Below are 26430 nucleotides of genomic sequence, written 5' to 3'. Positions count from 1 at the left end.
GCCTTTTTGCTGCGCCGTCAGCGAAATATTCTTTTTCAAGATGAGGACTACAGGGGAAAACCGCTAGGTTTATACCAGTGATACATCATTGCCTATAGGGAACATGAAGTGGAGGAAGCACATGAGCATTGAGCCAACTGCACACGAGGGCCAACAAGTTGGAATCGGTTTAGGAGATGCTGTGTATCAGCGTCTTTTACAGGAACGTATTATTTGGCTCGGCGGTGAAGTCCGTGACGAAAATGCGAATGCTATTTGCGCGCAGATGCTTTTACTTGCCGCAGAAGACCCTGACAAAGATATTTACCTGTATATCAACAGTCCAGGTGGTTCAGTCACTGCTGGTATGGCTATTTATGACACGATGCAGTACATCAAACCTGATGTGGTGACAGTTGGCATGGGTTTGGCTGCTTCAATGGGACAGTTCTTACTGACCGCTGGCGCTCCAGGTAAGCGTCTTATTACGCCGCATACACGAGTGCTTTTGCATCAACCTCTTGGCGGAGCAGGCGGCTCTGCAACGGAAATCCGCATCAACGCTGACCTTATCTTGAAGATGAAACATGAGTTAGCTGCGATCACTGCTGAACGTACAGGTAAATCTGTGGAGCAAGTGGAAGCTGACGCTGATCGTGACCATTGGTTCAGTGCATATGAGGCTTTGGAATATGGATTTGTTGATCGCGTAGTGGAAAATCCCCAAGAAATCGGTCGCCGCGCGGAGAATGGAGAGAACTGATGAGCACAGGTGCATATTTTGAAGCTATCGCTCGCCAATTACCTGAAGCTCGGTACATCTTGCCGAATTTTGAAGAACGCACAGCCTATGGTTTTAAGCGACAAGACCCTTACGCGAAACTCTTTGAAGATCGCATTGTATTTTTAGGCGTACAAGTGGATGACGCCTCAGCAGATGATGTGATGGCTCAGCTTCTGGTCCTTGAATCACAAGACCCAGATTCCCTCATCACAATGTACATCAATAGTCCGGGTGGATCTTTTACTGCAATGACTGCCATATATGACACAATGCAGTACATTAAGCCACATATCCAGACAGTCTGTTTAGGGCAAGCAGCTTCTGCAGCAGCAGTACTACTTGCCGCAGGATCAAAAGGGAAACGTTTAGCATTACCTAACGCGCGAGTTCTGATTCACCAGCCAGCGATGGAAGGAATGCACGGACAAGCAAGTGACATTCAAATCGTGGCAGATGAAATTGACCGTATGCGCCTGTGGCTAGAAGAAACTCTAGCAGCACATTCAGGGACACCGATTGAGCAAGTACGTCGTGATATTGAGCGCGACAAGATTCTCAGCGCCGGACAAGCCCTCGAATACGGTCTGATCGATCAAGTTCTTGCTTCACGTAAGAACAACAACAACTAAAACACTTCAGCGGGGTGACTCTTTCACTGTGAGTCACCCCGCTTGTGCATATGCGCATGTGGAGATTGATACGCAAAAGACGGGGTGGACTTGGTGTGTCTGCGCGTGCCGATGAGTGCGTATACGTGAGGCGTATTATGCTTGACTCCACAGTGAGATCCTTGTAATCGCAATGTCCCATCAGGAGGAAACCTGTGAGTCGACTGACTGACGGAGCCGAACTGCTTAAATGCTCTTTTTGCGGTAAAAGTCAAAAACAGGTACGTAAACTCATCGGTGGTTCAGGTTCATACATTTGTAATGAATGTGTGGAATTGTGTAATGAAATTATTTCTGAGGAATTACACGATGAACCGGTGACAGACCACACGCCTTTACCTAAGCCAAAGGAAATTTATGCCTATTTGGATTCATGGGTGATTGGGCAAGAACGCGCAAAGCGAGCACTTTCTGTTGCCGTGTATAACCATTACAAGCGTGTACGTTCACGTGAAGCCGGTAATGAAGAAAATATGTTGGGAACTAAATCCAATATTCTTTTACTTGGCCCCACAGGAACAGGGAAAACACACCTTGCGCGATCATTAGCATCTTTACTGCGTGTTCCTTTCGCTATTGTCGATGCCACAGCTTTAACTGAAGCAGGTTATGTAGGTGAGGACGTAGAAAATATTTTGCTGCGTTTGATCCAAGAAGCAGGAAATGACATTAAAAAAGCAGAACGCGGCATTATTTATATCGACGAAATCGACAAAATTGGTCGTAAGGCTGAAAGCGCTTCTATTACACGCGACGTCTCAGGTGAAGGTGTACAACAAGCACTGCTGAAAATTATCGAAGGCACAGTTGCCTCAGTACCTCCACAAGGCGGGCGTAAGCATCCTCATCAGCAGTTCTTAGAAATTGATACGTCCGGTATCTTATTTATTGCTGCAGGAGCTTTTGCCGGTATTGAAGAAGTCGTGAAAACGCGACTGGGACAACGTTCAACAGGCTTTGGTACTAATTTGAAGTCAACAGCTGAAATGGGAGATCTTTACGAAGCTGTTACTCCAGAGGACTTGCATAAGTTCGGTATGATTCCAGAGTTTATCGGTCGTTTGCCTGTACTAACTTCAACAAAAGAACTATCTGAAGAAGACCTCACGCGGGTACTCACAGAACCACAAAATTCTTTAGTAGGCCAGTACCAGCATTTATTTGAATTAGATGGGATTGAACTCGAATTCACCCATGATGCACTTTTAGCAATTGCTGCTCAAGCAAATGTGCGTAAAACAGGAGCGCGTGGTTTATCCGCTGTGATGGAAAAAACCCTAGCGGACCTTATGTTTGAGTTACCGAGCCGTCAAGATATCGCACGTGTCGTCATTACACGTGAGGCCGTAGAAGAAGAAGCTCAAGCGAATGTGTACACAACCGATGATTCGCATATGCGTAGCGCCTGAGAGAAAGAATACTCGATGAATGAGCATACTCGTACCTCAGAAGGAACATCCGTAGCTTCAAGTGAAGAAAACACGCAGTTACCTGCTGAGCTTGTCAGAGCGCGCGCTACCATCGACAATATTGATGCGGCGTTAATTCATATTCTGGCGGAACGTTTCCGCTGTACCCAATCTGTCGGCCACATTAAAGCACAGTATGACCTACCTCCTGCTGATCCTGAACGTGAAGCCTACCAAGTAATTCGGATGCGCACTTTAGCGGAACAATCAGGGCTAGATCCAGATTTTGCGGAAAAATTCCTGTCATTTATGGTGACCGAAGTGATTCGCCACCATGAAGATATTAAAGATTCGTATTCGCGGGACACAAAACACGTTAACGGATAACAATAGGGGAGTGGGGACACTCCGTTTTCTACGCTGATCTTCCCAGATTCATAGCCTGACTTCTCTGTGAAATATGACCGTATAAACAGAGGAGGGACACCCTTATGCGAGTGCCCCACCTGTCATGACGAAAAGTATTTACCCTTGCATATCTTGCACAGGTCCACCGTAAATTTCATCAATCGCTTCAGAAAAACGTTGTAATACGAGGGAACGTTTCACTTTCAATGAAGGCGTGAGCAAACCATTTGCCTCTGTGAAATCTGTGGTTAACACCTTGATTTTACGAATTGCTTCCGCACGGGACACATGCTGATTTGCTCGCTCCACAGCCTTTTCAAGAGCCGTGAGAACTTCAACATGCGTGGATGCCTCACTGACCGACATTGCCGGCAAACCATGGTTTTTCAACCAGCCTTGAAGCATATCTGCATCCAAGGTGATAAGTGCTGAAATGAAAGGACGCTGATCGCCAACTACAACAACCTGAGAAATCAAAGGATGCCCCCGCAGAGGATTTTCCAAAGACGCTGGAGCAACATTTTTCCCGCCGGCTGTCACAATGATTTCTTTCGCGCGACCAGTGATACGCACATAACCATCACGATCCAAGGCGCCTAAATCACCTGTTTTGAACCAGCCGTCAGGGGTGAAAGCTTCAGCAGTTGCTTCAGATTTATTGTGATAGCCCTGGAAAATAGAGGGGCCTTTCACCAAAATTTCACCCTCATCACTGATTTTGACGGAAAGAGGAGGAAGCGGAGGTCCTACCGTACCTATTTTTGATAGGCGAGGCGTATTCACTGAAATAGGTCCAACAGTTTCTGTTAAACCGTATCCTTCAAGAACAGGTAAACCCAGACCTGTGTAAAAATGCGCGAGATGAGTAGAAAGAGGAGCGCCACCAGAAATAATAAATTTCGCATTTCCTCCGACAAGCTGCAAAATTTTTGAGAAAACAAGTCGATCAGCTAACGCCCGCTGCGCGCTGAGGGCACGTGAAGGACCTTCAGGGGTTTCGAGAGCATGCGAATAGGCAACTGCAATGGATGCTGCCCAACGGAAAAGTTTCTTTTTAACACCGCTCCCAGCTTTCGCATCTGCAGAGTTGTAAATTTTCTCAAGAACACGAGGAACAACAAGCAGGTAGGAGGGGCGGAAAGAAAGTAAATCAGGGAGCAGGTTTTTTGTATCAGGCGTATGCCCTAGAATGCCTTCGCCTGACATTTGGAAAACCTGCAAGAAACGTGCAAAAACATGTGCAAGAGGTAAAAAGAGGAGAAGACGTGAATCCTTCCCCATAGCAACTTCAGGCATCCACGCATGTGAGTTCACGGCAAGCTCTGTGAAATTCCCATGTGTGAGTACTGTGCCTTTAGGCTGACCTGTAGTTCCTGAAGTATAAACAATCGTGGCAATTGAGGATGTGAGGAGCTGATCTGTACGTGCTTGTACTGCCGAACGCGCAACAGTCATACCCGCGTCTTGGATAGTTTGAATAGCTTCAGTATCCAAGGAGAAAAACTGCATATCATCTTGTTTCAGACGCCGACATGCATCGCGTGCAAGTTCAAGCTGAGTAACAGTTTCTGTCACGATGGCGCGCACATGCGCATCCTTAATGATGAATTCAATTTGCTCGCCTGAAGAAGTTTCGTAGATGGGAACAGGAATTAAACCTGCAGCCCATGAAGCAAAATCAAGTAAAGTCCATTCGTAACGTGTACGCGCCATAATCGCAATAGCATCGCCATGTTGTAAGCCAAGAGCAATAAGGCCAGCAGCTGTGGAACGTACTTCGTCATAAAAAGCTGCGGCGGTGATATCACGCCACGTGGTGCCCATGGAATCTTTAACAGCGATGAGAGGGCGTCGAGGGCTGCGTTGTACTCGTCGTTGTAATAGGTAAGGGATAGTCGTATGTTCGTCAATACGCACAAGGACAGGGGCATGCCATTCAAGCGCCTGTGTATGTCCATCAGAGTCAACAGAAGCGCCTTCAGGGGCACTTCCTGTCAATCCTGCTGCTGACAAAGTGCGACCATCGGTTGCTTCATGAACGTCAAGAGGAGTGTCATCACTCATGGGAGGTAACCTCATCTTCCTTTCGTAGTGGCCCGAGGGCTTACGCGACTACTCTAAGCACAAAAGAGACACTCATAGAAATAAGGCTCGCCTAGGGAGAAGAAAACAAAAGAGTCCCTGCTCACGAAAAAAAGAAGCATACAAGAGAAGGAAACGCGCTCACATAGCTCCAATATAAGGCGCATGTGGGGCCACAATAAGTGTTTAACTTACCTGACCCACACATGCGCCTCATTTGAGCCGATGTGAAAAGCACTCACCCTTTGTGGCGAGCTGGTGCTTCACCTAGTTCATAAGCCGATACGACAACGTGAAGATCATCATGACCCGCAAGTGAGCGGAATACGGGGCGTGATTCCATGCGGGTGGCAGCTGACAAATCTTCAACAATGCTTTCGAGTAACGGCAGCGCATGAGCTGATACGTCAATCTGAGTAGAAAGGAAAGGCGTACGCGGTGAGACTTTTGCTTCGGATTTTACGCGACGTAAAACAATCAAAGCCGCTGAAGCTGCCGACAAAACCTCCCGGTCACCGTCAATTCCATCAAGCTCATCCACATGAGGCCAAAGCGTCGTGTGGACTGATCCTTCACGGTACCAGGACCATACTTCCTCTGTAACGAAAGGCAAATATGGGGCGAGCAAACGCACAACTGTATTGATAACAATTGCTAGAGCGGTACGGGCCGATTGTGCCTGAGCAGCGCTCCATTTACCTTCGTGGTTATAAGCCCGTTCTTTTACAAGCTCCAAGTAATCATCGCAGAAGGTCCAGAAGAACGATTCAGTTGTTTCCAAAGCCTTCGTATGATCGTAGGCTTCTAAAGCCTCACTTGACAGGCGAATAACATTGCGAAGCTCAGCAAGGATTGAACGGTCCAATGCCTCAGTCACATGCTGCGGATTGAGGTCAACAGGCGTGTCCTCCCCACCCATTGATAAGGCGAATTTTGAGGCATTCAAGACTTTAATGGCTAGGCGGCGTCCAATTTTCATCTGCGCTTCATCAAAAGTAGCGTCAAGACCCAGACGTGCCGAAGCAGCCCAGTAACGCACAGCATCCGAGCCGTACTTTTCGAGTAAGCCCATGGGGGTAACAACATTACCTTTAGACTTCGACATTTTCTTGCGGTCAGGATCAAGAATCCATCCAGAAATACCCGCATGTTTCCACGGTAAACCATTGTGTTCTAAATGAGCACGTACAACCGTTGAGAAAAGCCAGGTGCGAATAATATCTTGACCTTGTGGGCGTAAATCCATGGGGTAGGTGCGGGCAAATAAATCATCATCTTCAAGCCAGCCACAGGCAATCTGCGGTGATAACGAAGACGTGGCCCACGTATCCATAATGTCGAGTTCTGCTGCGAATCCACCTGCGACACCGCGCTGATCAGCAGTGAAATCTTCCGGAACATCAGTGGAAGGATCAATGGGTAATTGATCTTCGGAAGGAGTCAAAATTTGTTCGTAGTCAACTTCCCCATGCTCATTGATGCGGTACCACAGAGGGAATGGGACACCGAAGAAACGCTGACGGGAAATAAGCCAGTCATTGTTCAAACCTGTGACCCAGTTTTCGTAGCGCACTCGCATGAAATCTGGATGGAACGATAATTCATTCCCACGGCCAATGAGTTCTTCACGTAAATCCTGCCCAGCATTGGGACGGGTCCACTTCTTACCGCCATTTCGGATATACCACTGGCGTGAAGTGACGATCTCTAAAGGTTTATCGCCTTTTTCAAAGAAGTTTGTTTGACGAACAGTTTTTACTGGTTCGCCTCGCATTTCACCGCTGGCTTTCAGACGTGAAACGACTGCCTCGCGTGCAGAAAATGTTGTTTTACCTGCGATTTCCTTGTAGGCTTCCACGCCCTCAGCGCAGGTAATCCAATCAGGAAGCTCAGTATGAATACGACCATCTTTACGTAGAATTGCACGCAAAGGCAGGTCCAGATCGCGCCACCAATCAATATCAGTGGTATCGCCAAAAGTACAGCACATGGCAATGCCAGCGCCCTTATCCATTTCTGCTTGAGGATGAGCTAAAACAGGAACTTCCACACCGAAAACGGGTGAGGTCACTGTGGTTCCGAATAAGGGGGCATAGCGAGGATCATCAGGGTGAGCAACAAGAGCCACGCATGCAGCCAGTAATTCTGGTCGAGTGGTTTCAATGCAGACATCAACACCGTTTTCAATAGGTGCTCCCGCTGCGGCTGCCGTAGCAGCAGCTTCAGGATCACTCAGATGGAAAGCAAGACGATGGTAGAAACCAGGGTATTCGCGTGATTCCAGCTCAGCTTGAGCAACGGCTGTTTGGAAAGTGACATCCCACAAGCCAGGGGCTTCGCTTTGATAGGCCTCACCTCGGGCTAGATTACGCAAGAAAGCAGCTTGAGCTACTTTACGAGCTCGTGAGCCAATGGTTTGGTAGTGCTGTTTCCAGTCAACAGACAAACCAAGGTAACGCCACAGGGCTTCAAATTGTGCTTCATCTTCCACGGTGAGGCGTTCGCACAGCTCAACAAAGTTTTTACGTGAAATTGGGAGCTGATCTTTCGCTTTAATAGATTTACCTTCGCCACCAATATGCGGAGGAACAAAGTCAGGGACATAAGGCAATGTCGGGTCAACACGGACACCGAAATAATTCTGCACGCGGCGTTCTGTTGGTAGCCCGTTATCGTCCCAACCCATCGGATAGAAAACAGATTTCCCCTGCATACGTCGATGTCGCGCAATGACATCAGTATGCGTGTAAGAGAACACATGCCCTACATGCAGTGAACCAGATACGGTTGGGGGTGGCGTGTCAATGGAGTACACCTGCTCCCGTGTGGCGCTGCGATCAAATGCGTAAGTGCTGTGTGTTTCCCAAGCGGTTCCCCACTTATTTTCGAGGCCTTCGGCACCCACTGTGTCAGGCAACGTGGGAGCAGGAACAGAAAGGGGAGTTGAGGGGGTACTCATTGTGAGCGTCTCCATCCGAGTCGTGGACATCCAACCTTCTAAGGGTACGTGTTGAGCCTATGTCAACACAATATGAAAGAAACGAATGCGGGTATATCTCACGTGCATATACGTTCTTATGCGCCTCTGATAGATAAAACAGTGCATAAGAGCGTATGCGTGCGTTAATTCACTTCCGCGTAGGTAACGAAAGAAAAAGAAGGAAAACCTTAGGGGAGAATATGTGAATTAATGATATGAACAATAACTTTTTTCAGTAAAACATAAAATCTAGGCTGACTGTGCTTGCAAGTCGTATCACTGAATATTCTCAAAGAATCTGTTCACATACGACCAACAAATGATTCATCGTGCAGGCGATACAGATATGATTATGCTTTTCCTTGGCCTTTCATGGTCACACACAGAACGATCAACGATCTGTCAGAAAATACACACGACACATTTTCAGGAGGTCGAAGCATGTCCGGTTCACGTAAATATGTGCGTCATTTGAGCACTCTCGTGACATTTTCAGTTGCCACACTGGTCGTAGCCGCTTGTGCGCCGACCTCTGCACCATCAGGAGCTGTGGCACAAAGCAATCATACTGATTCAGTGCTCACCGTCGGACTACCCGGATCCTTGTCCACTCTTGACGTAGCCCACGAAGCAGGAATCCTCAACTACTACGTTGCTCAAGTGAGTTCTGAAGGACTTCTGGGAGTCGATACAGAAGGAAAAATAGTTCCTGCACTCGCTGAAAAATGGGAAACAACAGACGGTCGAACATGGGTTTTCACACTGCGTGAAGGCGCAAAATTCCAAGACGGAACGCAGGTCACCACAGACGATGTCCTCTTTTCACTCGACATAGCGCGTGACCCTGAACGTTCACCCTCAACTGCGGTGTACTGGGCTGAAGGAACTCAAGTGGAAAAAACAGGGGAACGTGAAATTACTATTACCCTGCCTGAACCATCCGTGAACTTCGACTGGACCGTGACAGCCAGTGGAGGACTATGGATTACTTCACGCGCCTTCTACGAAGCCGCACAGTCATATGGTTCCTCCTCAGATCTCATTATGGGAACCGGCCCCTACCGTGCCGTGGAATTTCAAGCAGATTCACACGCCACTTTTGAACGCGTCGATACGTGGTGGGGAAAAACAAACGAAAAAGCTCCGAAAAAAATCGAATTTGATTTCTTCTCTGATGAATCCACTCGGTTACTAGCCCAACAATCAGGAAAACTTGATATTTCCTTGCAAATTCCTGCCTCACAGCAACCTCAATATGAGGCACTTTCGAACACACAAGTGACAACAGTGACAGACCGCTCCTATGTCGGTCTTACTTTTGATACGGCTGTGGCTCCATTTGATGACATCCACGTGCGTCGCGCCATTGCCTATGCTGTTGACCGTAACTCCATTGTCTCATCTGTTTTGAATGGGAAAGGTGAAGTCGCAACATCAATCGAATCACCTGAACAATTAGGGTCACACATTGGTGTTGAGAGTGCGCGAAGCTTGATTGCGCAAAACCTCGCAGACATTCAAACCGCCTCTTTCGATATGGAAGCTGCCCGGGCAGAACTTGCGCAATCAGTGGTGCCACAGGGCTTCAGCGCAGAACTGTTGTACCCCACTTCTATCCCAGAATTAGGGACTGCGGCCTTAGCGATCGCTGAAAATCTCAAATCTTTAGGGATTGAACTGACAGTTACCGGTAAACCTGTGGAACAGTGGATTACGACTTTAGGAACTGGCGAATATGGTCTTTCCTACATGTCTTACACACCGACAACTGGTGATCCTGCTGAAATCACAGGATGGTTACTGGGAGAATCCAACCCAGCACGCTATAGTCAATCCGATGTGCGTCAGCTGATTACAGAGCAAGCAGGCGAAGTAAATGATGCTGCTCGCGCCACAAAAATCCTTGAAGCAACAAAGATTGCGCTCAATGATGTGATTTACTCCCCAATCTGGTGGGGTAAAAACACGACCGCATTTGCTTCACGTGTCCTACACCCAGAAATAAACTCATATTTCTTTATGAGCGGATGGGCCAGCCAGATCGGCCTGACAGATTCTCAGAACTAAAACTCTGAGCATGTTTCTGCACTCCCTTTTTCTGTAGGACAATACGGGTTTCCCAGTACGGCCTACAGAAAAAGGGAAGAAACGTGATGATCGTCCCAACCCATTATTTTGAGGGAAAATTACTCTAAGACCTGTCCTAGTCTTATCTGTATCCCTAAAAACCACTTCCTTGAGATATGCAGGAAGGAGTCGGATGGCACTGAAGCAGGTGATGTCACGCATCGCGCAATCACTGGTCGTTTTGTTTATCCTGTCGTTCCTCGTTTTTTCCTTGGCACACCTTGTTCCAGGCGACCTCGTGAAAACGCTGGTAGGGAACCGTAAAATAACAGAAAACGTGCGTGCGGCCATTACCTCGCAATACCATCTTGACGAACCGGTATTTCTTCAATACCTACACTGGCTTGGCAAAGCTGTGCGCGGTGATTTTGGAACATCCATTCGCTCACAAGTTCCCGTGATGACCCTCCTGTATGAACGTACCCCTTTGACACTCATCCTTACGATGATGGCTTTTGCTATAGCCTTACTTATCGGTATTCCTCTGGGAATATATGCGGCCCGAAGGACAGGCAAAGCTGCAGATCGCATGATCGTTGGATGGGCTGTTGTTGGAATTAGCGCCCCAGGTTTCGCATTAGGTCTGATTCTGCTGTACGTATTCTCAGTCATGCTGGGATGGTTCCCCATATACGGTACAGGTGAAAGCCTACTTGATACCTTGTGGCATCTGACCTTACCTGCTCTCGCGCTTGCTGTCGGCGTGTGCGCCATGATTATCCGTGTCACACGTGCATCTGTCTCCTACGAAAATACGCAAGATTACGTGACTTTTGCTCACTCCCGTGGGTGCGAACCTGCGCGCATCAGGTCCCTCATTATGAAAAATGCTGCAATACCAATTATGACTTCAGCAGGCCTGATTCTGGGAACCCTTTTCGGTTCAACGATCCTTGTTGAACAGACATTCGCCCTTCCTGGACTTGGACAGCTACTTGCTGATTCCATTACGTTCAAAGACATACCCGTTGTTCAAGCCATCGTATTACTTGTTGCCGCAGTGATCGTGATAACAACCCTACTTGTGGATATATCTGTGCTCATTGTGGATCCCTCAACTTCCCAGCGTAGGACAAAACTCTGATGAATACTTCGCCTACACACACCCCTCACGCTGAAGCTTCATCGCAGAAAAACCAGCCCCATCCGAGCGAAACTACCCGAAAAGCAACAGCAGGAATGGCAGATACCATTGATCGGCGCAGCATGCGTACACTATGGCAAAAATATCTACGTAAAGTGACAACTTCACCCCTATCAGTTGCAGTATCGGTGCTCATCCTCGTATTTTTTACCGCAATTACCCTCATGACTCCGCTTATTGAACCTATCGGATTGGCACAAAATCTTGCTTTAGGTGTGAGCCCTGCCGGAAGCGCAGGACATATCCTTGGGACAGATAATTTAGGACGAGACGTACTTTTCCTTTCTCTGGCAGGAACACGATCGGCTCTGATCGGTCCTTTAGTTATTGCTGCAGGATCAATGTTGATCGGCTTATTTTTTGGCGTCACCGCCGCTTGGCGAGGAGGACTATGGGACAGTACAGTTTCACGAACCTGTGAAATTCTTTTGGCAATGCCGGTAACTTTGCTGGCAATAGTTGTAGCAGGCATTTTAGGAGGCGGCTACTGGGTGACAGTCGCTGTGCTCATCCTTCTTTTTGCTCCCTCAGATATCCGAATGGTACGCGCTGCCACACTGCAACAAATACCTAAACCATACATCGAATCTGCACTTTTACTTGGAATACCAACACGTCGTATCCTCGCCGTACACATCGTTCCAAATATCACCCCGATTGTGTGGGCAAATCTTTTCCTTAACGTGGCTTTCGCTCTTGTATCTTTGTCAGGTCTGTCATACCTCGGCTTCGGAGTTTCCGCACAAGCAGCTGACTGGGGACGACAATTAGCAGATGGTCGCGCATTCATTTACCAAAATCCCGCAGCAACGCTAATCCCAGGAATCCTTATTGTCCTAGCAGCAGCGGCAATTAACATCGCGGGTGATTACTGTGCTTTACGCGCTGAAGAAAGGACAAAAATATGACCCTGCCGGCGCTTGAAGCACATGACGTGACCGTATCTACTATTGACGGAAAACTGCTGGTTGACCACCTGAATATACGTGCCTACAGCGGTCAAACCTTGGTGATTGTCGGAGAATCAGGTGCAGGTAAATCTTTACTCTCACGCGCACTGTGCGCACTTTTGCCTCCACAATTAAAAGTAACAGGTAGCCTCACCTTAGCCGGTATCACCAGTGACCTTGCGACACAAAAAACACATGTACGTAAGCAGCGTGGACACGGTATTGTGTGGCTCCCGCAGGATCCTTTTACCTCCCTATCACCAGCTCATACATGTGGCCAACAGATTCTGACTCATCGACCACGTACAGCACATGACCACGCCCGCATCAGCGAACGACTAAAAGAAGTAGGACTGCCACCGCGTGTTGCGCATATGCGTCCTCATGAGCTTTCTGGAGGAATGCGTCAGCGCGTCGCTATCGCCGCTGCCATTGAAACTCACGCTCATGTCCTCATTGCTGACGAACCAACAACAGCATTAGATGTGACAACACAACGTGAAATACTTGAGCTGCTAACAGGTTTATGCCGCGATCATGGGATGGCACTCATTCTGATTACTCATGATCTTGCTGTTGCGCGTGAATTCGGTGATGACGTCCTCGTGATGCGTGCCGGTCGCATGATTGAGTACGGGAATATCACTGAGGTTTTACGCAAGCCCCAACACGCATATACGCGACATCTTGCCGCTATGGAACCACGTTTAGACGGCGAAAATCCGCGAGCACATATTTCTGCTCCTGCACTGCAACAATCGAGAACCGATCCCGCCGAACCAATTCTTTCTTTACGTGGAGTGACAAAAATCTTCCGCTCATCGCGGCATGAAATACATGTCGCACTTGAAGGTATTGATCTGGATATTTATGCCGGAGAAGCTGTGGGACTTGTCGGTGAATCTGGATCCGGTAAAACAACACTTGCGCGTTGTATCGTTGGCCTGGAACGCCCCGATTCAGGCCAGATCCATACTCATATGGCGCATGATTATCAGAATTTTCCGCCCCTGAAAACTTCACGTCGTGGATGGAAAGTGCCACCGGTAGGCTTAGTTTTTCAAAACCCGTATTCTGCTTTGAATCCTGCGTTGACAATAGGACGTACCCTATCAGAAGCATTACAGGCGATAGGTCGTGATAGCGGGGAAATTGATGATCTATTAGATTCTGTAGGACTCCCAACAGCATATGCGCGTAGGTTGCCGCGTGATTTATCTGGAGGCGAACGCCAACGTGTAGCTATTGCACGTGCTATTGCTACGCAGCCACGTCTGCTTGTATGCGACGAACCTGTTTCTGCTTTGGATGTGTCCGTTCAAGCACACGTTCTTGAACTTCTTGAATCTTTACGTCAAGAACGCGGGTTTTCTTTGCTTTTCATTACTCACGATCTCGCTGTTGCGCGGGCAGCATGTGATCGTTTAGCGGTAATGAAAGACGGTGTGATCGTTGAACAGGGAGCAACCTCTGACATACTTCACCATCCGCATCATCCCTACACTCGACTCCTCCTTGAAGCTGTTCCAGGACGAGCAAGGAATGATATCGAAGAAAACTCACCCTCCACAGCACAGGGAAATGAGCAATGATAGAAGAAAAAACAGCAGCACAATACCTCATACGTCATCATAATGTGTCTGTTGAAAAGGAGGCGACAGAATACCTGATGAGTCTTGGCGTACCTGAACACTATGCGAAAATCTGGGGTCAAAGCGGAGGTAAACGACAAGCAACGCTGTGGACTGCCGCAGGCCTGTCACCGCGTCTACCTGCACAAAAAGATGCTGCTGAAGTGCAAAAACTGCAAAACGAGTATTCGTATGAGGGTCCTACGCGTGAGGAATTCCCCGGAATAAGTGCGTTCCCTCATGCGGAATCTGAAATACTGCCGCAGCTTTTCTTATGGGAAGTTCATCGACGTATCGCCGAGCAACGCACAATAGTTGCTTGGTGCCTTAACAGTGCGGAGGGATTCACGGAATCTGAAATATCGGATGCTTTGAGAGCGCTTATCCGTGAGGTTATTCGGGAAGCTGAAAATCAAGGCGCATGTGTGGTGAAAGCTGCCTGTATGCCACAGGATCACATCCTGCGTCATATTGTTGAAACAGAAGAATTTACCCAGCTTGCAGACCCTTTACGCGCTTTTTCTGCTGCTGCGAAGCAGGAAGGTCGAATCCTGCCAACTGGGTGGATACGTCCATGCCAAGGGCTGAGCATAGACGAATGTGGGATTTCAATTGCGCCTCCCTATGAAAGACAGCAAAGTGATTTCACCTGCGGGCCAGCAAGCCTTATTATGGCGCTGAATTCTGAGGAGTTCTTGGGAACAGCCGCAGCGACAACAAGCGATCATTTTGCGGATACGTACCGCGGTGGTGGATTTGCTGCTGAAATGAAAATCTGGCGGCAGGCAACATACACCTACGGCTCGGGTCATTATGGTCTGACCGCTGTAGCAGCATCGTTGGGCGTACCGGTTCTAGTGAAATCTTCCGCGCCTGGACCTTTAATTGGCTGTGAAGCGCCACATACCATGGTGGATACTTTTTTACGTCAAAAAATTTATGACGATCATCGGAAAATTGCGCTTGAAGCGGGGGCGCAAGAATACATTGGCCCTTTGAGTTGTACTGATATGAGTGACGCATTACGCGAAGGTAAACGAGTCATTCTGTTGGTTGATTTACAGCCCCTGAATGGTGAAGACGTACCGCATTGGATACTTGTATGGCGTGAAATACCTGATTTTTACTTCATACATGATTCATGGTGTGACGAAAATGAGGGTGAATTGTGGGTCGAAACAGCTTATATGCCGGTTGCTGCTCGCAAGTTGTGGGATGAGTGTGCCTCATGGTCAGAAAAACCTGGTAGTAATCGTGAAAGAGCAATGATTATTTTGTGAGGCATACACTGCAGATCCCTTGTAGTTATAGGCATGTACATGTTCCCCGTACCCTGCGAAATGGATACGGGGAACATGTATAAAGGGCAGTGTTGGCTTTATTTACAAAACAAGTGCAGCAAGCCATCCTGCAAGCAACAAAGGCACATTGAAGTGGAGGAATGTCGGAATCACAGTGTCTTTCATGTGATCGTGTTGCCCGTCAATATTAAGGCCAGAGGTTGGGCCAAGAGTGGAATCAGAGGCAGGTGAACCAGCATCCCCTAGAGCGCCAGCTGTGCCGATAAGAGCAACGGTTGCGGTGGGGGAGAACCCCAAGGCAATACAAAGCGGAACGTAGATAGCAGTGATAATTGGCAGCGTGGAAAAGGATGATCCAATCCCCATTGTGATAATGAGGCCAACTAGGAGCATGACAAGAGCCGCACCTGCACGATTCCCGTTAAAAAGTGCGGCAGATTGAGCGACAAGAGGCTCAATTGCTCCGGTAGCTTTCATTACTGAAGCAAAGCCATTAGCGGTAATCATGATGAGGCCGATAAGGGACATCATTTTCATACCATCTGTAAAAACTGTGTCCGCTTCATTCCATTTCACCACGCCGGTAGCGATGAAAAAGAGTAAGCCAATGAGTGTGCCCACAAGCATTGGATCAGCGTCAGAACCGTTGAGGGCTAACCATGTTTGCAAAGCAACACACACAATAATTGCTATGACAGCAACGATAATTTTGCGCGTATCAATGCGCTGCTGTTCATGACGATCATCAACTGCACGGTATGTGTATTCACGAGGAGCACGGTAGGTGACAAAAAGGGCAATGAGTAGGCCTGACAACATACCTGCTGCTGGAATGGCCATAGCGATCAGTGGGTTAACCCCTGATACGTCAAGACCTGCCTCTTCAATAAATTTGTAGAGCAAATCGTAAATGAAAATACGGCCAAAACCGATGGGAAGAAACATGTATGTGGTGACTAAACCAAAAGTCATTGCACAAGCAACAGCGCGGCGATCTACTTTCAGTCGTGTCATGACGATCAAGAGAGGGGGAACTAAGAGGGGAATAAAGGCAATGTGAATAGGAATGAGGTTCTGGCTCAATATCGCCATGACAACGGTTCCTGTGAGGATGCCCCATTTTGTCCACCGTAAGGTTTTATTTGAGGTTGATTCTTGTTCCCGATCAAGACGACGAATAATCCAGTCTGCAAGTAAAGCAGGTAAACCAGAGTGGGCCACAGCCATAGCGAAAGCGCCAAGTAAAGCGTAGGATAAAGCAATTTTTGCTCCGCCAGCAAGGCCATCCTGAAAAGCAACCATTGTAGCGTTAAGGCCAAGGCCTGCAATTAATCCGCCAACGAGAGCGCCGATAAATAAAGAAATAACAACATGGACGCGAAGTACTGCCAGAAGTAACATGACAAGGACCGCGATAACAACAGCATTGACAAGCACAAAAACTCCTACATGGAGGTTAAAAAGGGTACAGGGGAAAGAAAAATGACGCTGCCGGAAAGGGTTCAGGCAAGTTCAGCATCGCGCGCAACGGCAGCGTCGACGGCGTGGAGAAGGGCCGTACTGAGGCCCGCCTCCTCTGCTGCCAGTAAACCGGCAATAGTTGTGCCACCGGGGGAGGTGACGTAATCGATAAGCTGGGTGGGCACTATGCCTGATTTTTGAGAGTGAAGTACAAGCTCAGCAGAGCCGCTGAGAGCTTGTGCGGCAATAGTGACAGCGTCGTATTTTGTGAGGCCGTATTTGAGGCCAGCGCGTGCAAGTGCCTCAATGATGGAGTAGACCCAAGCGGGGGAGCATCCGGCAAGAGCTTGGAAAACAGGGAAATCTTTTTCGTCAAGAGTGACTGTTTTGCCGATGCTATTCATGAGGGTGGTCACGGCTTCTACCTGTTCATTGGTAGCGCCGCGCGCATATAGTGCTGTCATGGAACGGCCTATCTGAGCATTCACATTCGGCATGACGCGGATAATAGGGATAGGGGCGACAAAATCAGCGGCAATGGAGTCTGTGGTGCGGCCTGCGGCAATCGAAACAATGCACACGTTACATTCGATAACGGTGGGCGCAATCATTTCAATGACTTCGGTCTGCATATGCGGTTTAACGCCAAGAACAACTATGTCAGCTTCGTGAACTAGCTGCGTATTGGTGGGAACGAGACGAAGCCCTAGTTCATCGGCAAGAACTTGCGCTTTATCAATATGACGATTTGTTACAACGAAATCTGCAGGGTTCATCCCATTGGTAACAGCGCCGCGCACGATAGCCGATACCATGGAGCCGGTACCGATGAAGCCTATGCGCATGGTGTCCCCTTGAAGTCGTTGTGTTCTTAACGGAAGAACACTTGTACTTTAATAACTTTTTGCCAATAGTGAAAGCGTGTACGTCATATGTCTCAATATGCAGTATGCGGCATATATAGCAGTAGATATGACATGTAGCTGTCTCATCCACAAAAGGCATCGCATAGACATAAGTTATGCACAATTCACTGAGCAAAAGAGTTAATGCTGCCCCTGCTTCTTATAGTTCACATATGGGCTACATTGATGATCTGAAGCGACGCTTATCGACACATGCGGTGTATGGTCTTGAGGATCAAAAACAGGAAAATATCCTTCACGACCGCATATCTTCATTCAGTAAAGCGTCTTTACATGGGCGATGGCGTTTACTTCCGACAATGCCGATTGTTTTATTTATTTGTGCCCTGCTGCTGATATGCGTAGCTATTGGTATATGGAGACACCACAGCAGTGTTTTGAGTGCTGATTTACTGAAAGAACAATCATCTTTCACAGAAAATTCTGCTGCAAATGATGAGGAGACCTCACAAAAAGATGATGAGCACGTTAGTCAGAGCTCAGATGTGCCTCAATCTGATGGGAAAATATTCCCCTTAGGATATGCCCATGAGGTGGCCTCCCGTAATGCCAATGGAAAGCAAGATATTACGGTTTATGTCAGCGGAAATGTGATACACCCAGGCGTGGTGACGTTAGGTGGACATGCTCGTGTCTATGAAGCAATTGATTCTGTAGGAGGATTAGACAGTGAAGCAGACCCTTCCAGTGTGAATCTTGCGCGGGAATTGGTCGATGGAGAGCATATTATTGTTCGTCCCAAAGGGTACGCGGGTGCGGATAGTGGCTCAAAAGAAAATGAGTCGGGGACGAAAGAAACTTCTCCCTGCGTGGACCTGAACAGTGCCGATGCGAGGCAACTTGAAGAACTGGACGGGGTAGGCCCTGCTCTTGCACGCCGAATAGTGAGTTATCGTCAAAAGAACGGAGCTTTTTCTGCTTTAGCTGATGTCGATGCTGTTCCTGGAATTGGAGCAGCCATGTTGGAAAAGATTGCTACCAAAACATGCCAACGATGATGCCTGTGCAGGTAGGCAAACCTACAAAAGCAACACGTAATATACGGCATAAAGACCACGTGAACACATACGATATTCGTCTTTTTCCGGTTGCTATCAGCGCATGGATTGGAAGCTGGTGGGGAACTTCCTCCTTTGCTTTGTATATGAAGGAGCAACCTGTCATCCATATATGTATCGTGACTGCTATTGTCTTGAGTATCCTCGCTTTGTTTACGTCGTGGCGCTGTGGATATCAGCAGAAAAAAGGCCGACACCTTCGTGCCCAACCCGGATCGACTCGTTTAGCCCTTGCGGTAGTGCTCCTGTGCGTTTTAGGAACATATATTGTGGGATACTGCGCATTATCGGCACGAAATAGCGATCCACTTTTTATACAGGCGCAAACACAAGAAAAAGAAAGGGTGAATGTAGAAGCGACAGTGCTCACTGACCCACAAGAACGAAGCTTAGCTTGGGGCGGTACGTACTGGACTGCATGGGCACGTAGTCACCTCATTCATCATCCTGTGCAGCAGGAAAAGGGAAACTGTTACACGCATCCTTCCTCTCACACAGATGAATGTGTCAGTTCAGCATTATTTATTCTTCGAGGCAGTGGCACACCTCGTATTCTGCGTGGCGACACGGTACACATTCGCGGGCGCATCATACCTGCTGGTCTTTCAGGAACTCAGGCTGTAGGAACCATATTTGTCTCACACATATCTGTTACCTCGGTGTCGACCGGTTGGGACGCATATGTACGTCAACTTCGTGCGGGCTTACAGGAAGTGACACGTGTTTTTCCTGCGCATACACGTGCTTTGGTTCCAGGAATGTCTGTGGGAGATACCCGAATGATGGACGAAAAGCTCCGAGCAGATATGCGCACGGCTTCTTTAAGTCACCTTGTTGCTATTTCAGGTAGTCACATGGCAATCATTATGGGTGTATTATCAGGGATTTTACCTGCACGTGGACGTGTGCGCCTCATTGTATGTGCCCTAGCTGCTGCTGTGATGGTGTCAGTGGTCGGTCCACAAGAATCACTGGTGCGTTCAGCTTTGATGACAGGCATTTCATTAGGGGGCATGTGGATGAATCGAGCAGGACAATCACTGGCTTCATTGTGGTGCGTGTCAATCGCCATGCTTGCTGAAGATCCATGGAATTCACGTTCTTTTGCTTTTGCTCTTTCAGTTATTGCAACGTGGGCGGTAATTGTTCCTGCCCAAAGGATTATGAGCGGGATACGTCAGCACGGAGGAAAACGCAAAGGATGGAGGGGGCGGCTCATTGGAAGTGTCTGTGAAGTTCTTGTGGTTTCTGTGTGCTGTCAGATTGTGACAGGGCCACTGATTGTTCACATGACGGGGGAATGGCCCCTTTGGGGTGCTGTTGCAAATATGTGTGCGGCTCCAGCGGTTGCGCCTGCCACTTTGCTGTCTTTAGGTGCGGCTGTCACAGCAATTCATCTGCCGGGCCTGTCACAGGTTTTTGTCTGGTGTGCAAGTATTTTTACCGGATGGATCGCTTATGTTGCGCATCTTGTGTCACAAGCGCCTTGGGCGCGTGTGAATATTCCTGGAGGATTTATTACATGTGGAGTATTCGTATGCGGTATGGGGATTGCCTGGTCAGGATGGCTGCTGGCTAGCGGGCGACGTGTTCTTATGTAAAAACAACGGAACACACGCATATGGGGGAGCAGTTTCTCGTAGCGTGCCCCGGCTTTTGAGGCCCTGACGGAACATGCATACGGGGGAGCAGCACTCTGGTGAGTTTAAGGCCTCACAGCACATGAGAGCAGGGGTTGATAGCGCTGCTGTCCGTTACTTGGGGTTTATTTTTGTGAATCAGAGCGCTTATCGCGTGAAATCGCTCGTATACGCATAAACCAGAGAACGCAAAAAGCTAAGAAAGCTCCAGCGGCTGCGATAAGTAAAAGTACTGAGAAAACCTGCGCAACGATTGTCTGTGAAGCAAATGTATGCAAAGCCTTAAGGCCGAACAGTAAAACCATTGATACAAGCAAAGCCAGTAAAGCAGAATTACGCAGACGCGGATACTTATCGCCAAAAAGGGAGTTCATTCCTCCATCCCCTCAATACTGCGCAAAAATTCTGAGAGTCTATTCGCTGCTGCAACTACTGAAGGGCCATGCTGACGTCCGGGTTGACGTCCCATACGTTCAATAGGCCCAGAAATCGACAAAGCTGCAATGACACGTCCAGAGGGGCCACGTACCGGTGCAGATACTGAAGCCACGCCAGGCTCCCGTTCACCTACGGACTGTGCCCACCCTCGCCGACGTACTTGGGAAAGCATCGTTGCATTGAACGAAGCAGAGTATAAGCCTCTGTGTAAACGATCGGGTTCTTCCCAAGCTAGGAGCACTTGGGCAGCAGAACCAGCTTTCATAGAGAGCGCAGCTCCGACGGGAATGGAATCACGTAGTCCCATTTCACGTTCTGAGGCTGCCACACACACTCGATGTTCCCCTTGACGGCGGAACAGTTGAGTGGATTCTTTCGTATGATCGCGCAGGGCCACAAGGACAGGCATTGAAGCTGAAAGTAAACGATCTTCACCTGCCGATGAAGCGAGTTCTTGTAAGCGTGGGCCTAAAACAAAGCGACCCTGCATATCACGTGCCACCATTCGGTGGTACTCTAAGGCAACCGCGAGACGGTGCGCAGTCGGTCGTGCTAAACCTGTGGCGGAAACGAGTTGGGCAAGTGTCGCAGGTCCGGCTTCGAGTGCGCCAAGGACCATTGCGGCCTTATCCAAGACGCCTACTCCGCTTGATGACGAATCCTCCATGCCTGACATTGTGTCATCTCATGGAGTGAGATGGCAAATCTTCACATCGTGGAACTGGTAACGATTGATATGGATGCGGTGCAATAGAGAGAATTTTTCTGTTTCATGCTGCCGCTGAAAGAGGAGATTAAAACCTGTTTTATCAGGGAAAACGAAAAGGAGGACTGAGTCGCATGGCCGGAACAATGGCAGAAAAAGTCTGGCGAGATCATCTTGTGAAAAAAGGTCAAGACGGTGCACCAGACCTCCTATACATCGACCTGCATCTCGTCCATGAAGTCACAAGCCCGCAAGCATTCGAAGGCTTGAGACTTGCAGGGCGGCGCGTGAGACGTCCCGACCTGACGATTGCCACCGAGGACCATAACACCCCGACAGTCGATATTGATTTACCTATCGCTGACGAGACTTCACGTATCCAAATCAATACTTTGCGTTCCAATGCCAAGGAATTTGGCATTCGACTGCATTCATTAGGTGACGCCGATCAAGGTATCGTCCACGTTGTCGGTCCTCAGCTTGGACTTACTCAGCCAGGCATGACGATCGTATGTGGTGATTCTCATACATCAACGCACGGGGCTTTCGGTGCCCTCGCATTCGGTATCGGCACCTCGCAAGTCGAACACGTTCTTGCGACACAAACACTCCCCATTGCCCCTTTCAAAACAATGGCAATCACTGTGAATGGGCAACTACCTCCAGGATCAACAGCAAAAGACATCATCCTTGCTGTTATTGCCAAAATCGGCACAGGCGGAGGACAAGGATACGTCCTCGAATACAGGGGCGAAGCTATTCGCAGCCTGTCCATGGAAGGACGTATGACAATCTGCAATATGTCCATTGAAGCTGGTGCGCGCGCAGGTATGGTGGCTCCGGACGAAACAACCTTTGCCTACCTCAAAAACCGCCCTCACGCTCCCGAAGGAGAAGAATGGGATAAAGCCGTTGAATATTGGCGCTCATTAGCAAGTGACGCAGACGCTACCTATGATGCGGAAGTCATCCTCAACGGCCCCGACATTGAACCCTACGTCACATGGGGAACAAATCCAGGACAAGGCGTGCCACTATCATCTTCGGTACCGGTTCCCGCAGACATCGCAGATGAAACTGAACGCCGTGCAGCCGAAAGCGCCCTCGCATACATGGGACTGGAAGCTGGTACCCCCATGCGCGATATTCGCATTGACACAGTTTTCCTTGGTTCTTGCACCAACGGTCGTATCGAAGATCTGCGTGCCGCCGCTGAAATCCTTCAAGGCCGAACGAAAGCTGAAGGCCTTCGTATGCTCGTGGTACCAGGATCAGCGCGTGTACGCCTACAAGCCGAAGCTGAAGGACTCGATAAAATCTTCCGTGATTTTGGCGCAGAATGGCGTAATGCCGGATGCTCCATGTGTTTAGGTATGAATCCTGACACCTTAAAACCAGGTGAAAGATCCGCTTCGACTTCAAACCGCAATTTTGAGGGCCGCCAAGGAAAAGGCGGACGAACTCACCTCGTATCCCCGCTGGTTGCCGCTGCCACAGCTGTGAAAGGCTCCCTATGTGCTCCCGCTGACCTGCAGGCCCTTGAAACACACTGAAAACGACGTACAGGAAGGTAAGAAAATGGAGAAATTTATCACCCACACCGGTATTGGTGTTCCTCTGCGTCGTTCAAATGTCGATACAGACCAAATCATCCCAGCTGTGTACCTTAAACGTGTCACCCGCACAGGTTTCGATGACGCGCTATTTGCTGGATGGCGCACAGACCCTGATTTCGTCTTGAATCAGGAAGCCTACCGCTCGGGTTCGATCCTTGTGGCTGGACCAGACTTTGGTACAGGCTCCTCACGTGAACACGCGGTGTGGGCACTGAAAGACTATGGTTTCCGAGTGGTTCTGGCTCCAAAATTTGCTGATATTTTCCGAGGAAACTCAGGGAAACAAGGTCTGGTAACTGGAATCATCACACATGAAGATTGTGAACAACTGTGGAAAATGATGGAAACAGACCCAGGAATCCAACTCACTGTTTCCTTAGAAGATTGCACTGTCACATGCGGTTCCTTTACCACCACATTCGACATTGATGACTATGTGCGGTGGACCCTCATGGAAGGACTTGATGATATTGGTCTGACTCTCCGTGATGAAGAAGCAATCAACACCTATGAAAAAGAACGCTTCTCATTCAAACCGCAGACATTACCTGCACGAAGCCTGCCAGCTGTTGAAGTGGTATCCGCACGTCCGGTGACTGCGTTGGGTATGCCGACTGTACGATAGTTCCGTATTCTTTATCCCATGCGGTTTTATGTCTTGAGGCATAAAAATCGGATAAAACAACGACACATACACATATGTCACCTACAGCAGGAACCAAGTGAAAAATGCGAAAGCCTGAGCTGATCCTGCAAGATGAGGAATGTGTGTCACGGTCAGGAGCTGCACGATGCATTCGGTTCTTTCCGTTGAGGGAGGACACCCCCTCCAAGGGACGATTACCGTCCGAGGAGCAAAAAACTTTGTTCCCAAAGCGATGGTAGCCTCACTGCTAGGCGAAACACCCTCACGGCTTGCAAATGTTCCTCTGATACGAGATGTGGATGTAGTTTCACGTCTACTGGGATTACATGGAGTTACCGTTGATTTTGACCAAGATCGTGGGGTAATGACACTTGATCCCAGTAAAGTGCAGTATGCCCGCAGATCCGATATTGATGCACTAGGCGGGACTTCGCGTATTCCGGTTCTTTTCTGTGGCCCGCTTTTACATCAGCTAGGCGAAGCATTCATACCGGAACTTGGCGGTTGCGCGATTGGTGGCCGTCCCATCGACTTCCACCTCGATACGCTACGTAAATTTGGTGCCATCGTCGATAAACAAAGTGATGGTATCCACATTACTCGGCCAGCTGAAGGCTTACATGGCGCGGTTATTGATCTACCATTTCCTTCCGTAGGAGCAACAGAACAGACGCTGCTCACAGCAGTACGCGCAGAAGGAATAACAAATCTGCGCGGCGCAGCAGTTGAACCAGAAATCATGGATCTCATCAATGTGTTACAGAAAATGGGCGCCATTATTTCTGTAGACACAGATCGCAGTATCCGAATCGAAGGAGTCGAATCACTTCGCGGATATACCCACACGGCTTTACCTGACCGTATCGAAGCAGCTTCATGGGGTGCCGCAGCCCTTGCTACAGGGGGAGACATCCGAGTTCTTGGCGCGCACCAGCCGGATATGACTACTTTCCTCAACGTGTTCCGTAAAGTCGGTGGCGCTTTCGATATTGAAGATGACGGTATTCGTTTCTATCATCCAGGTGGCGAGCTTCGTTCCATAGCCTTGGAAACCGCAGTACACCCTGGATTTATGACAGACTGGCAACAGCCACTGGTTGTTGCACTCACCCAAGCCAATGGCCTGTCGATTGTCCATGAAACGGTGTACGAAAATCGTTTCGGTTTTACAGGCGCACTGCGACAAATGGGTGCCCACATTCAACTGTATCGTGAGTGTTTAGGCGGAACCCCGTGTCGTTTTGGGCAGCGAAACTTCTTCCATTCAGCAGTTATCTCAGGCCCGACTCCGCTGCATGCAGCCTCTATTGAAGTTCCCGATCTACGCGGAGGCTTTTCTCACCTCATTGCAGCACTCGCCGCTGAAGGAACCTCAACAGTGTCAGGTATTGACGTGATCTCACGAGGATATGAGCACTTCACAACGAAACTTCGTCAGCTTGATGCTCGTGTGGAATACGTAGACTAAGGTGAATCGGTATGCGCGAAATGCCACATATACCTGATGAAAAGATCGACAGCGCAGATACTGACGGCACTGCTGAAAAGGAAACATCCCTAAAAGCGTCCGCGCTCGCTCAACCACAGCATATGGAATTGCTCGTATCCTCCATGTCAGCGCATGGAATCGCAGTTACCGTTGGACGGAAAGTTGTGTCATGTTTACGTGAAGGCGGATGGGATGTTTCCGTTCGCGTCACAACCCCAGATGAGGACCCTGAAGAAGTCGCCGCCGCATCCCAAGCGCCCCTGCTTGGAGCATTAGGAGGAGACGGCTACCTGTCAGCAGTAGCTTGTGGTGTGCATCGCTCAGGAGCGCTTTTTGTCCCATTCCCAGGGGGACGAGGTAACGATTTATGTCGCGCTCTGGGGATTGGGACAGATGCGGTAGCCCGCGCACGTTCTTTACTCAAAGGTTTTACTGAACAAGAACTTGACGGCATACGGATTACCGATCCTCACGGAAACAGTCGTATTGTCCTTGGCATTGTTTCTTTCGGCTTTGATGCGCTGGCAAATCGGATTGCCAATGACACCTCATGGCTACGCAGAGGGAGTTTAACTTACGCTTACGGAGCCTTATCTGCTTTACGTACGCACCGGCCCACCCCGCTTCTTGCGACGGTAGATGGTGTAGAAGAAGATTTGGGTGGCTGGCTAACCTCTGTTTCCAACTCTGGATGGTTTGGCGGAGGAATTAACCTTGTTCCCTCATCACGTATCGGTGATGGGCAGATCGAACTGGTGCATATCGGCCCGCTACCTATGCGACAAGCCATTCGAGTCCTCGCTCAAGTACTTGTGACACGTGGTGAAAACCCCGCAATGACGGTGCGGTCCGTACGTGAAATCACCGTACATACACCGGAAGGTGTGATCGCTATGGCTGATGGTGATTACGTAGGTGAAACTCCTCTAACAATGACTGCTGAACCGCATGTTGCGCGAGTCCTTGTGTAATTTTCGCTATCCTTGC

21 protein-coding genes are annotated in these 26430 nt (G+C 48.8%); 15 read left to right on the top strand and 6 right to left on the bottom strand.

Going from position 1 to position 26430, the window contains the following annotated elements:
• Positions 1 to 121 precede the first annotated feature (121 nt).
• The 4 genes from LRP54_RS00265 (at position 122) to LRP54_RS00250 (ending at position 3227) form a co-directional block, all read left to right on the top strand.
• A complete protein-coding gene (locus LRP54_RS00265) occupies positions 122 to 742 on the top strand; it encodes an ATP-dependent Clp protease proteolytic subunit (protein ID WP_231205294.1) in 621 nt (206 codons plus the stop codon).
• Positions 742 to 1392: an ATP-dependent Clp protease proteolytic subunit gene (locus tag LRP54_RS00260; RefSeq protein WP_231234570.1), complete on the top strand. Its 651-nt coding sequence runs from the start codon at positions 742 to 744 to the stop codon at positions 1390 to 1392. Before LRP54_RS00265 ends, LRP54_RS00260 begins: the two co-directional genes overlap by 1 nt.
• 194 nt (positions 1393 to 1586) lie before the next feature.
• Complete coding sequence (clpX, locus tag LRP54_RS00255; RefSeq protein ID WP_231205292.1) at positions 1587 to 2840, top strand: ATP-dependent Clp protease ATP-binding subunit ClpX; 1254 nt, start codon at positions 1587 to 1589, stop codon at positions 2838 to 2840.
• Positions 2841 to 2855: 15 nt separating this feature from the next.
• The gene (locus LRP54_RS00250) at positions 2856 to 3227 is read left to right on the top strand and encodes a chorismate mutase (protein ID WP_231234569.1); all 372 of its coding nucleotides are present in this window, start codon (positions 2856 to 2858) and stop codon (positions 3225 to 3227) included.
• A gap of 138 nt (positions 3228 to 3365) precedes the next feature.
• Here LRP54_RS00250 and LRP54_RS00245 read toward each other — a convergent pair whose 3' ends face one another.
• Both LRP54_RS00245 and valS read right to left on the bottom strand, forming a co-directional pair.
• The gene (locus LRP54_RS00245) at positions 3366 to 5312 is read right to left on the bottom strand and encodes an AMP-dependent synthetase/ligase (protein WP_231205290.1); all 1947 of its coding nucleotides are present in this window, start codon (positions 5310 to 5312) and stop codon (positions 3366 to 3368) included.
• Between the two features lie 256 nt (positions 5313 to 5568).
• Positions 5569 to 8289, bottom strand: a complete 2721-nt coding sequence (gene valS / locus LRP54_RS00240; RefSeq protein WP_442984577.1) for a valine--tRNA ligase — start codon at positions 8287 to 8289, stop codon at positions 5569 to 5571.
• Positions 8290 to 8751: 462 nt separating this feature from the next.
• Between valS and LRP54_RS00235 the strand changes: the two genes are divergently transcribed.
• The 5 genes from LRP54_RS00235 (at position 8752) to LRP54_RS00215 (ending at position 15442) form a co-directional block, all read left to right on the top strand.
• Positions 8752 to 10377 carry an ABC transporter substrate-binding protein gene (locus LRP54_RS00235; protein ID WP_231234568.1) on the top strand — a complete coding sequence of 542 codons (1626 nt, stop codon included), beginning with the start codon at positions 8752 to 8754 and terminating at the stop codon, positions 10375 to 10377.
• 193 nt (positions 10378 to 10570) lie between these two features.
• The gene (locus LRP54_RS00230; RefSeq protein ID WP_231234567.1) at positions 10571 to 11521 is read left to right on the top strand and encodes an ABC transporter permease; all 951 of its coding nucleotides are present in this window, start codon (positions 10571 to 10573) and stop codon (positions 11519 to 11521) included.
• Positions 11521 to 12489: an ABC transporter permease gene (locus tag LRP54_RS00225; protein ID WP_231234566.1), complete on the top strand. Its 969-nt coding sequence runs from the start codon at positions 11521 to 11523 to the stop codon at positions 12487 to 12489. The genes LRP54_RS00230 and LRP54_RS00225 overlap by 1 nt, the downstream gene beginning before the upstream one ends.
• A complete protein-coding gene (locus LRP54_RS00220; RefSeq protein WP_231234565.1) occupies positions 12486 to 14123 on the top strand; it encodes an ABC transporter ATP-binding protein in 1638 nt (545 codons plus the stop codon). Before LRP54_RS00225 ends, LRP54_RS00220 begins: the two co-directional genes overlap by 4 nt.
• Positions 14120 to 15442 carry a peptidase C39 family protein gene (locus LRP54_RS00215; protein ID WP_231234564.1) on the top strand — a complete coding sequence of 441 codons (1323 nt, stop codon included), beginning with the start codon at positions 14120 to 14122 and terminating at the stop codon, positions 15440 to 15442. The genes LRP54_RS00220 and LRP54_RS00215 overlap by 4 nt, the downstream gene beginning before the upstream one ends.
• 102 nt (positions 15443 to 15544) lie before the next feature.
• Here the strand turns inward: LRP54_RS00215 and LRP54_RS00210 are convergent, their stop codons facing one another.
• Positions 15545 to 16900 (bottom strand): Na+/H+ antiporter family protein, encoded by a 1356-nt coding sequence (locus tag LRP54_RS00210; RefSeq protein ID WP_331274791.1) that lies wholly within the window; start codon positions 16898 to 16900, stop codon positions 15545 to 15547.
• A gap of 65 nt (positions 16901 to 16965) precedes the next feature.
• Positions 16966 to 17769, bottom strand: a complete 804-nt coding sequence (gene proC, locus LRP54_RS00205) for a pyrroline-5-carboxylate reductase (protein ID WP_231234563.1) — start codon at positions 17767 to 17769, stop codon at positions 16966 to 16968.
• 233 nt (positions 17770 to 18002) lie between these two features.
• Here proC and LRP54_RS00200 point away from each other — a divergent pair, with 233 nt between their 5' ends.
• Positions 18003 to 18848, top strand: a complete 846-nt coding sequence (locus tag LRP54_RS00200) for a helix-hairpin-helix domain-containing protein (RefSeq protein ID WP_231234562.1) — start codon at positions 18003 to 18005, stop codon at positions 18846 to 18848.
• Positions 18836 to 20509 carry a ComEC/Rec2 family competence protein gene (locus tag LRP54_RS00195; protein WP_231234561.1) on the top strand — a complete coding sequence of 558 codons (1674 nt, stop codon included), beginning with the start codon at positions 18836 to 18838 and terminating at the stop codon, positions 20507 to 20509. The genes LRP54_RS00200 and LRP54_RS00195 overlap by 13 nt, the downstream gene beginning before the upstream one ends.
• A 164-nt stretch (positions 20510 to 20673) precedes the next feature.
• On the opposite strand, the gene LRP54_RS00190 is transcribed toward LRP54_RS00195, so the two are convergent.
• Both LRP54_RS00190 and LRP54_RS00185 read right to left on the bottom strand, forming a co-directional pair.
• Positions 20674 to 20922: a hypothetical protein gene (locus LRP54_RS00190; protein ID WP_231234560.1), complete on the bottom strand. Its 249-nt coding sequence runs from the start codon at positions 20920 to 20922 to the stop codon at positions 20674 to 20676.
• Positions 20919 to 21653 carry an IclR family transcriptional regulator gene (locus LRP54_RS00185; protein ID WP_231205280.1) on the bottom strand — a complete coding sequence of 245 codons (735 nt, stop codon included), beginning with the start codon at positions 21651 to 21653 and terminating at the stop codon, positions 20919 to 20921. Before LRP54_RS00185 ends, LRP54_RS00190 begins: the two co-directional genes overlap by 4 nt.
• Before the next feature lie 173 nt (positions 21654 to 21826).
• On the opposite strand from LRP54_RS00185, the gene leuC reads away from it, so the two are divergent.
• The 4 genes from leuC to LRP54_RS00165 all read left to right on the top strand — a co-directional run bounded on the left by leuC (position 21827) and on the right by LRP54_RS00165 (position 26414).
• Complete coding sequence (gene leuC, locus LRP54_RS00180) at positions 21827 to 23245, top strand: 3-isopropylmalate dehydratase large subunit (protein ID WP_231205279.1); 1419 nt, start codon at positions 21827 to 21829, stop codon at positions 23243 to 23245.
• Between the two features lie 25 nt (positions 23246 to 23270).
• Complete coding sequence (leuD, locus tag LRP54_RS00175) at positions 23271 to 23933, top strand: 3-isopropylmalate dehydratase small subunit (RefSeq protein ID WP_231234559.1); 663 nt, start codon at positions 23271 to 23273, stop codon at positions 23931 to 23933.
• A gap of 166 nt (positions 23934 to 24099) precedes the next feature.
• Positions 24100 to 25422: a UDP-N-acetylglucosamine 1-carboxyvinyltransferase gene (gene murA, locus LRP54_RS00170; protein WP_231205277.1), complete on the top strand. Its 1323-nt coding sequence runs from the start codon at positions 24100 to 24102 to the stop codon at positions 25420 to 25422.
• An 11-nt stretch (positions 25423 to 25433) separates the two neighbouring features.
• On the top strand, positions 25434 to 26414 hold the full coding sequence (locus LRP54_RS00165; RefSeq protein ID WP_231234558.1) for a diacylglycerol/lipid kinase family protein: 981 nt from the start codon (positions 25434 to 25436) through the stop codon (positions 26412 to 26414).
• Positions 26415 to 26430 lie beyond the last annotated feature (16 nt).

This window comes from Schaalia sp. lx-100, assembly GCF_021083625.1.
Classification (GTDB): Bacteria; Actinomycetota; Actinomycetes; order Actinomycetales; family Actinomycetaceae; genus Pauljensenia.
This window is presented reverse-complemented; position numbering and strand designations above follow the sequence as displayed.

Excerpts from the sequence above, each read along its gene's own strand:
- LRP54_RS00215 (WP_231234564.1), top strand. The coding sequence starts at position 14,120 with ATGATAGAAGAAAAAACAGCAGCACAATACCTCATACGTCATCATAAT.
- proC (WP_231234563.1), bottom strand. The coding sequence starts at position 17,769 with ATGCGCATAGGCTTCATCGGTACCGGCTCCATGGTATCGGCTATCGTG.
- LRP54_RS00250 (WP_231234569.1), top strand. The coding sequence starts at position 2,856 with ATGAATGAGCATACTCGTACCTCAGAAGGAACATCCGTAGCTTCAAGT.
- LRP54_RS00195 (WP_231234561.1), top strand. The coding sequence starts at position 18,836 with ATGCCAACGATGATGCCTGTGCAGGTAGGCAAACCTACAAAAGCAACA.
- LRP54_RS00200 (WP_231234562.1), top strand. The coding sequence starts at position 18,003 with ATGGGCTACATTGATGATCTGAAGCGACGCTTATCGACACATGCGGTG.
- LRP54_RS00265 (WP_231205294.1), top strand. The coding sequence starts at position 122 with ATGAGCATTGAGCCAACTGCACACGAGGGCCAACAAGTTGGAATCGGT.
- LRP54_RS00165 (WP_231234558.1), top strand. The coding sequence starts at position 25,434 with ATGCGCGAAATGCCACATATACCTGATGAAAAGATCGACAGCGCAGAT.
- murA (WP_231205277.1), top strand. The coding sequence starts at position 24,100 with ATGCATTCGGTTCTTTCCGTTGAGGGAGGACACCCCCTCCAAGGGACG.
- LRP54_RS00190 (WP_231234560.1), bottom strand. The coding sequence starts at position 20,922 with ATGAACTCCCTTTTTGGCGATAAGTATCCGCGTCTGCGTAATTCTGCT.
- LRP54_RS00245 (WP_231205290.1), bottom strand. The coding sequence starts at position 5,312 with ATGAGTGATGACACTCCTCTTGACGTTCATGAAGCAACCGATGGTCGC.
- valS (WP_442984577.1), bottom strand. The coding sequence starts at position 8,289 with ATGAGTACCCCCTCAACTCCCCTTTCTGTTCCTGCTCCCACGTTGCCT.
- LRP54_RS00185 (WP_231205280.1), bottom strand. The coding sequence starts at position 21,653 with ATGGAGGATTCGTCATCAAGCGGAGTAGGCGTCTTGGATAAGGCCGCA.
- LRP54_RS00235 (WP_231234568.1), top strand. The coding sequence starts at position 8,752 with ATGTCCGGTTCACGTAAATATGTGCGTCATTTGAGCACTCTCGTGACA.
- LRP54_RS00220 (WP_231234565.1), top strand. The coding sequence starts at position 12,486 with ATGACCCTGCCGGCGCTTGAAGCACATGACGTGACCGTATCTACTATT.
- leuC (WP_231205279.1), top strand. The coding sequence starts at position 21,827 with ATGGCCGGAACAATGGCAGAAAAAGTCTGGCGAGATCATCTTGTGAAA.
- LRP54_RS00260 (WP_231234570.1), top strand. The coding sequence starts at position 742 with ATGAGCACAGGTGCATATTTTGAAGCTATCGCTCGCCAATTACCTGAA.
- LRP54_RS00225 (WP_231234566.1), top strand. The coding sequence starts at position 11,521 with ATGAATACTTCGCCTACACACACCCCTCACGCTGAAGCTTCATCGCAG.
- leuD (WP_231234559.1), top strand. The coding sequence starts at position 23,271 with ATGGAGAAATTTATCACCCACACCGGTATTGGTGTTCCTCTGCGTCGT.
- LRP54_RS00230 (WP_231234567.1), top strand. The coding sequence starts at position 10,571 with ATGGCACTGAAGCAGGTGATGTCACGCATCGCGCAATCACTGGTCGTT.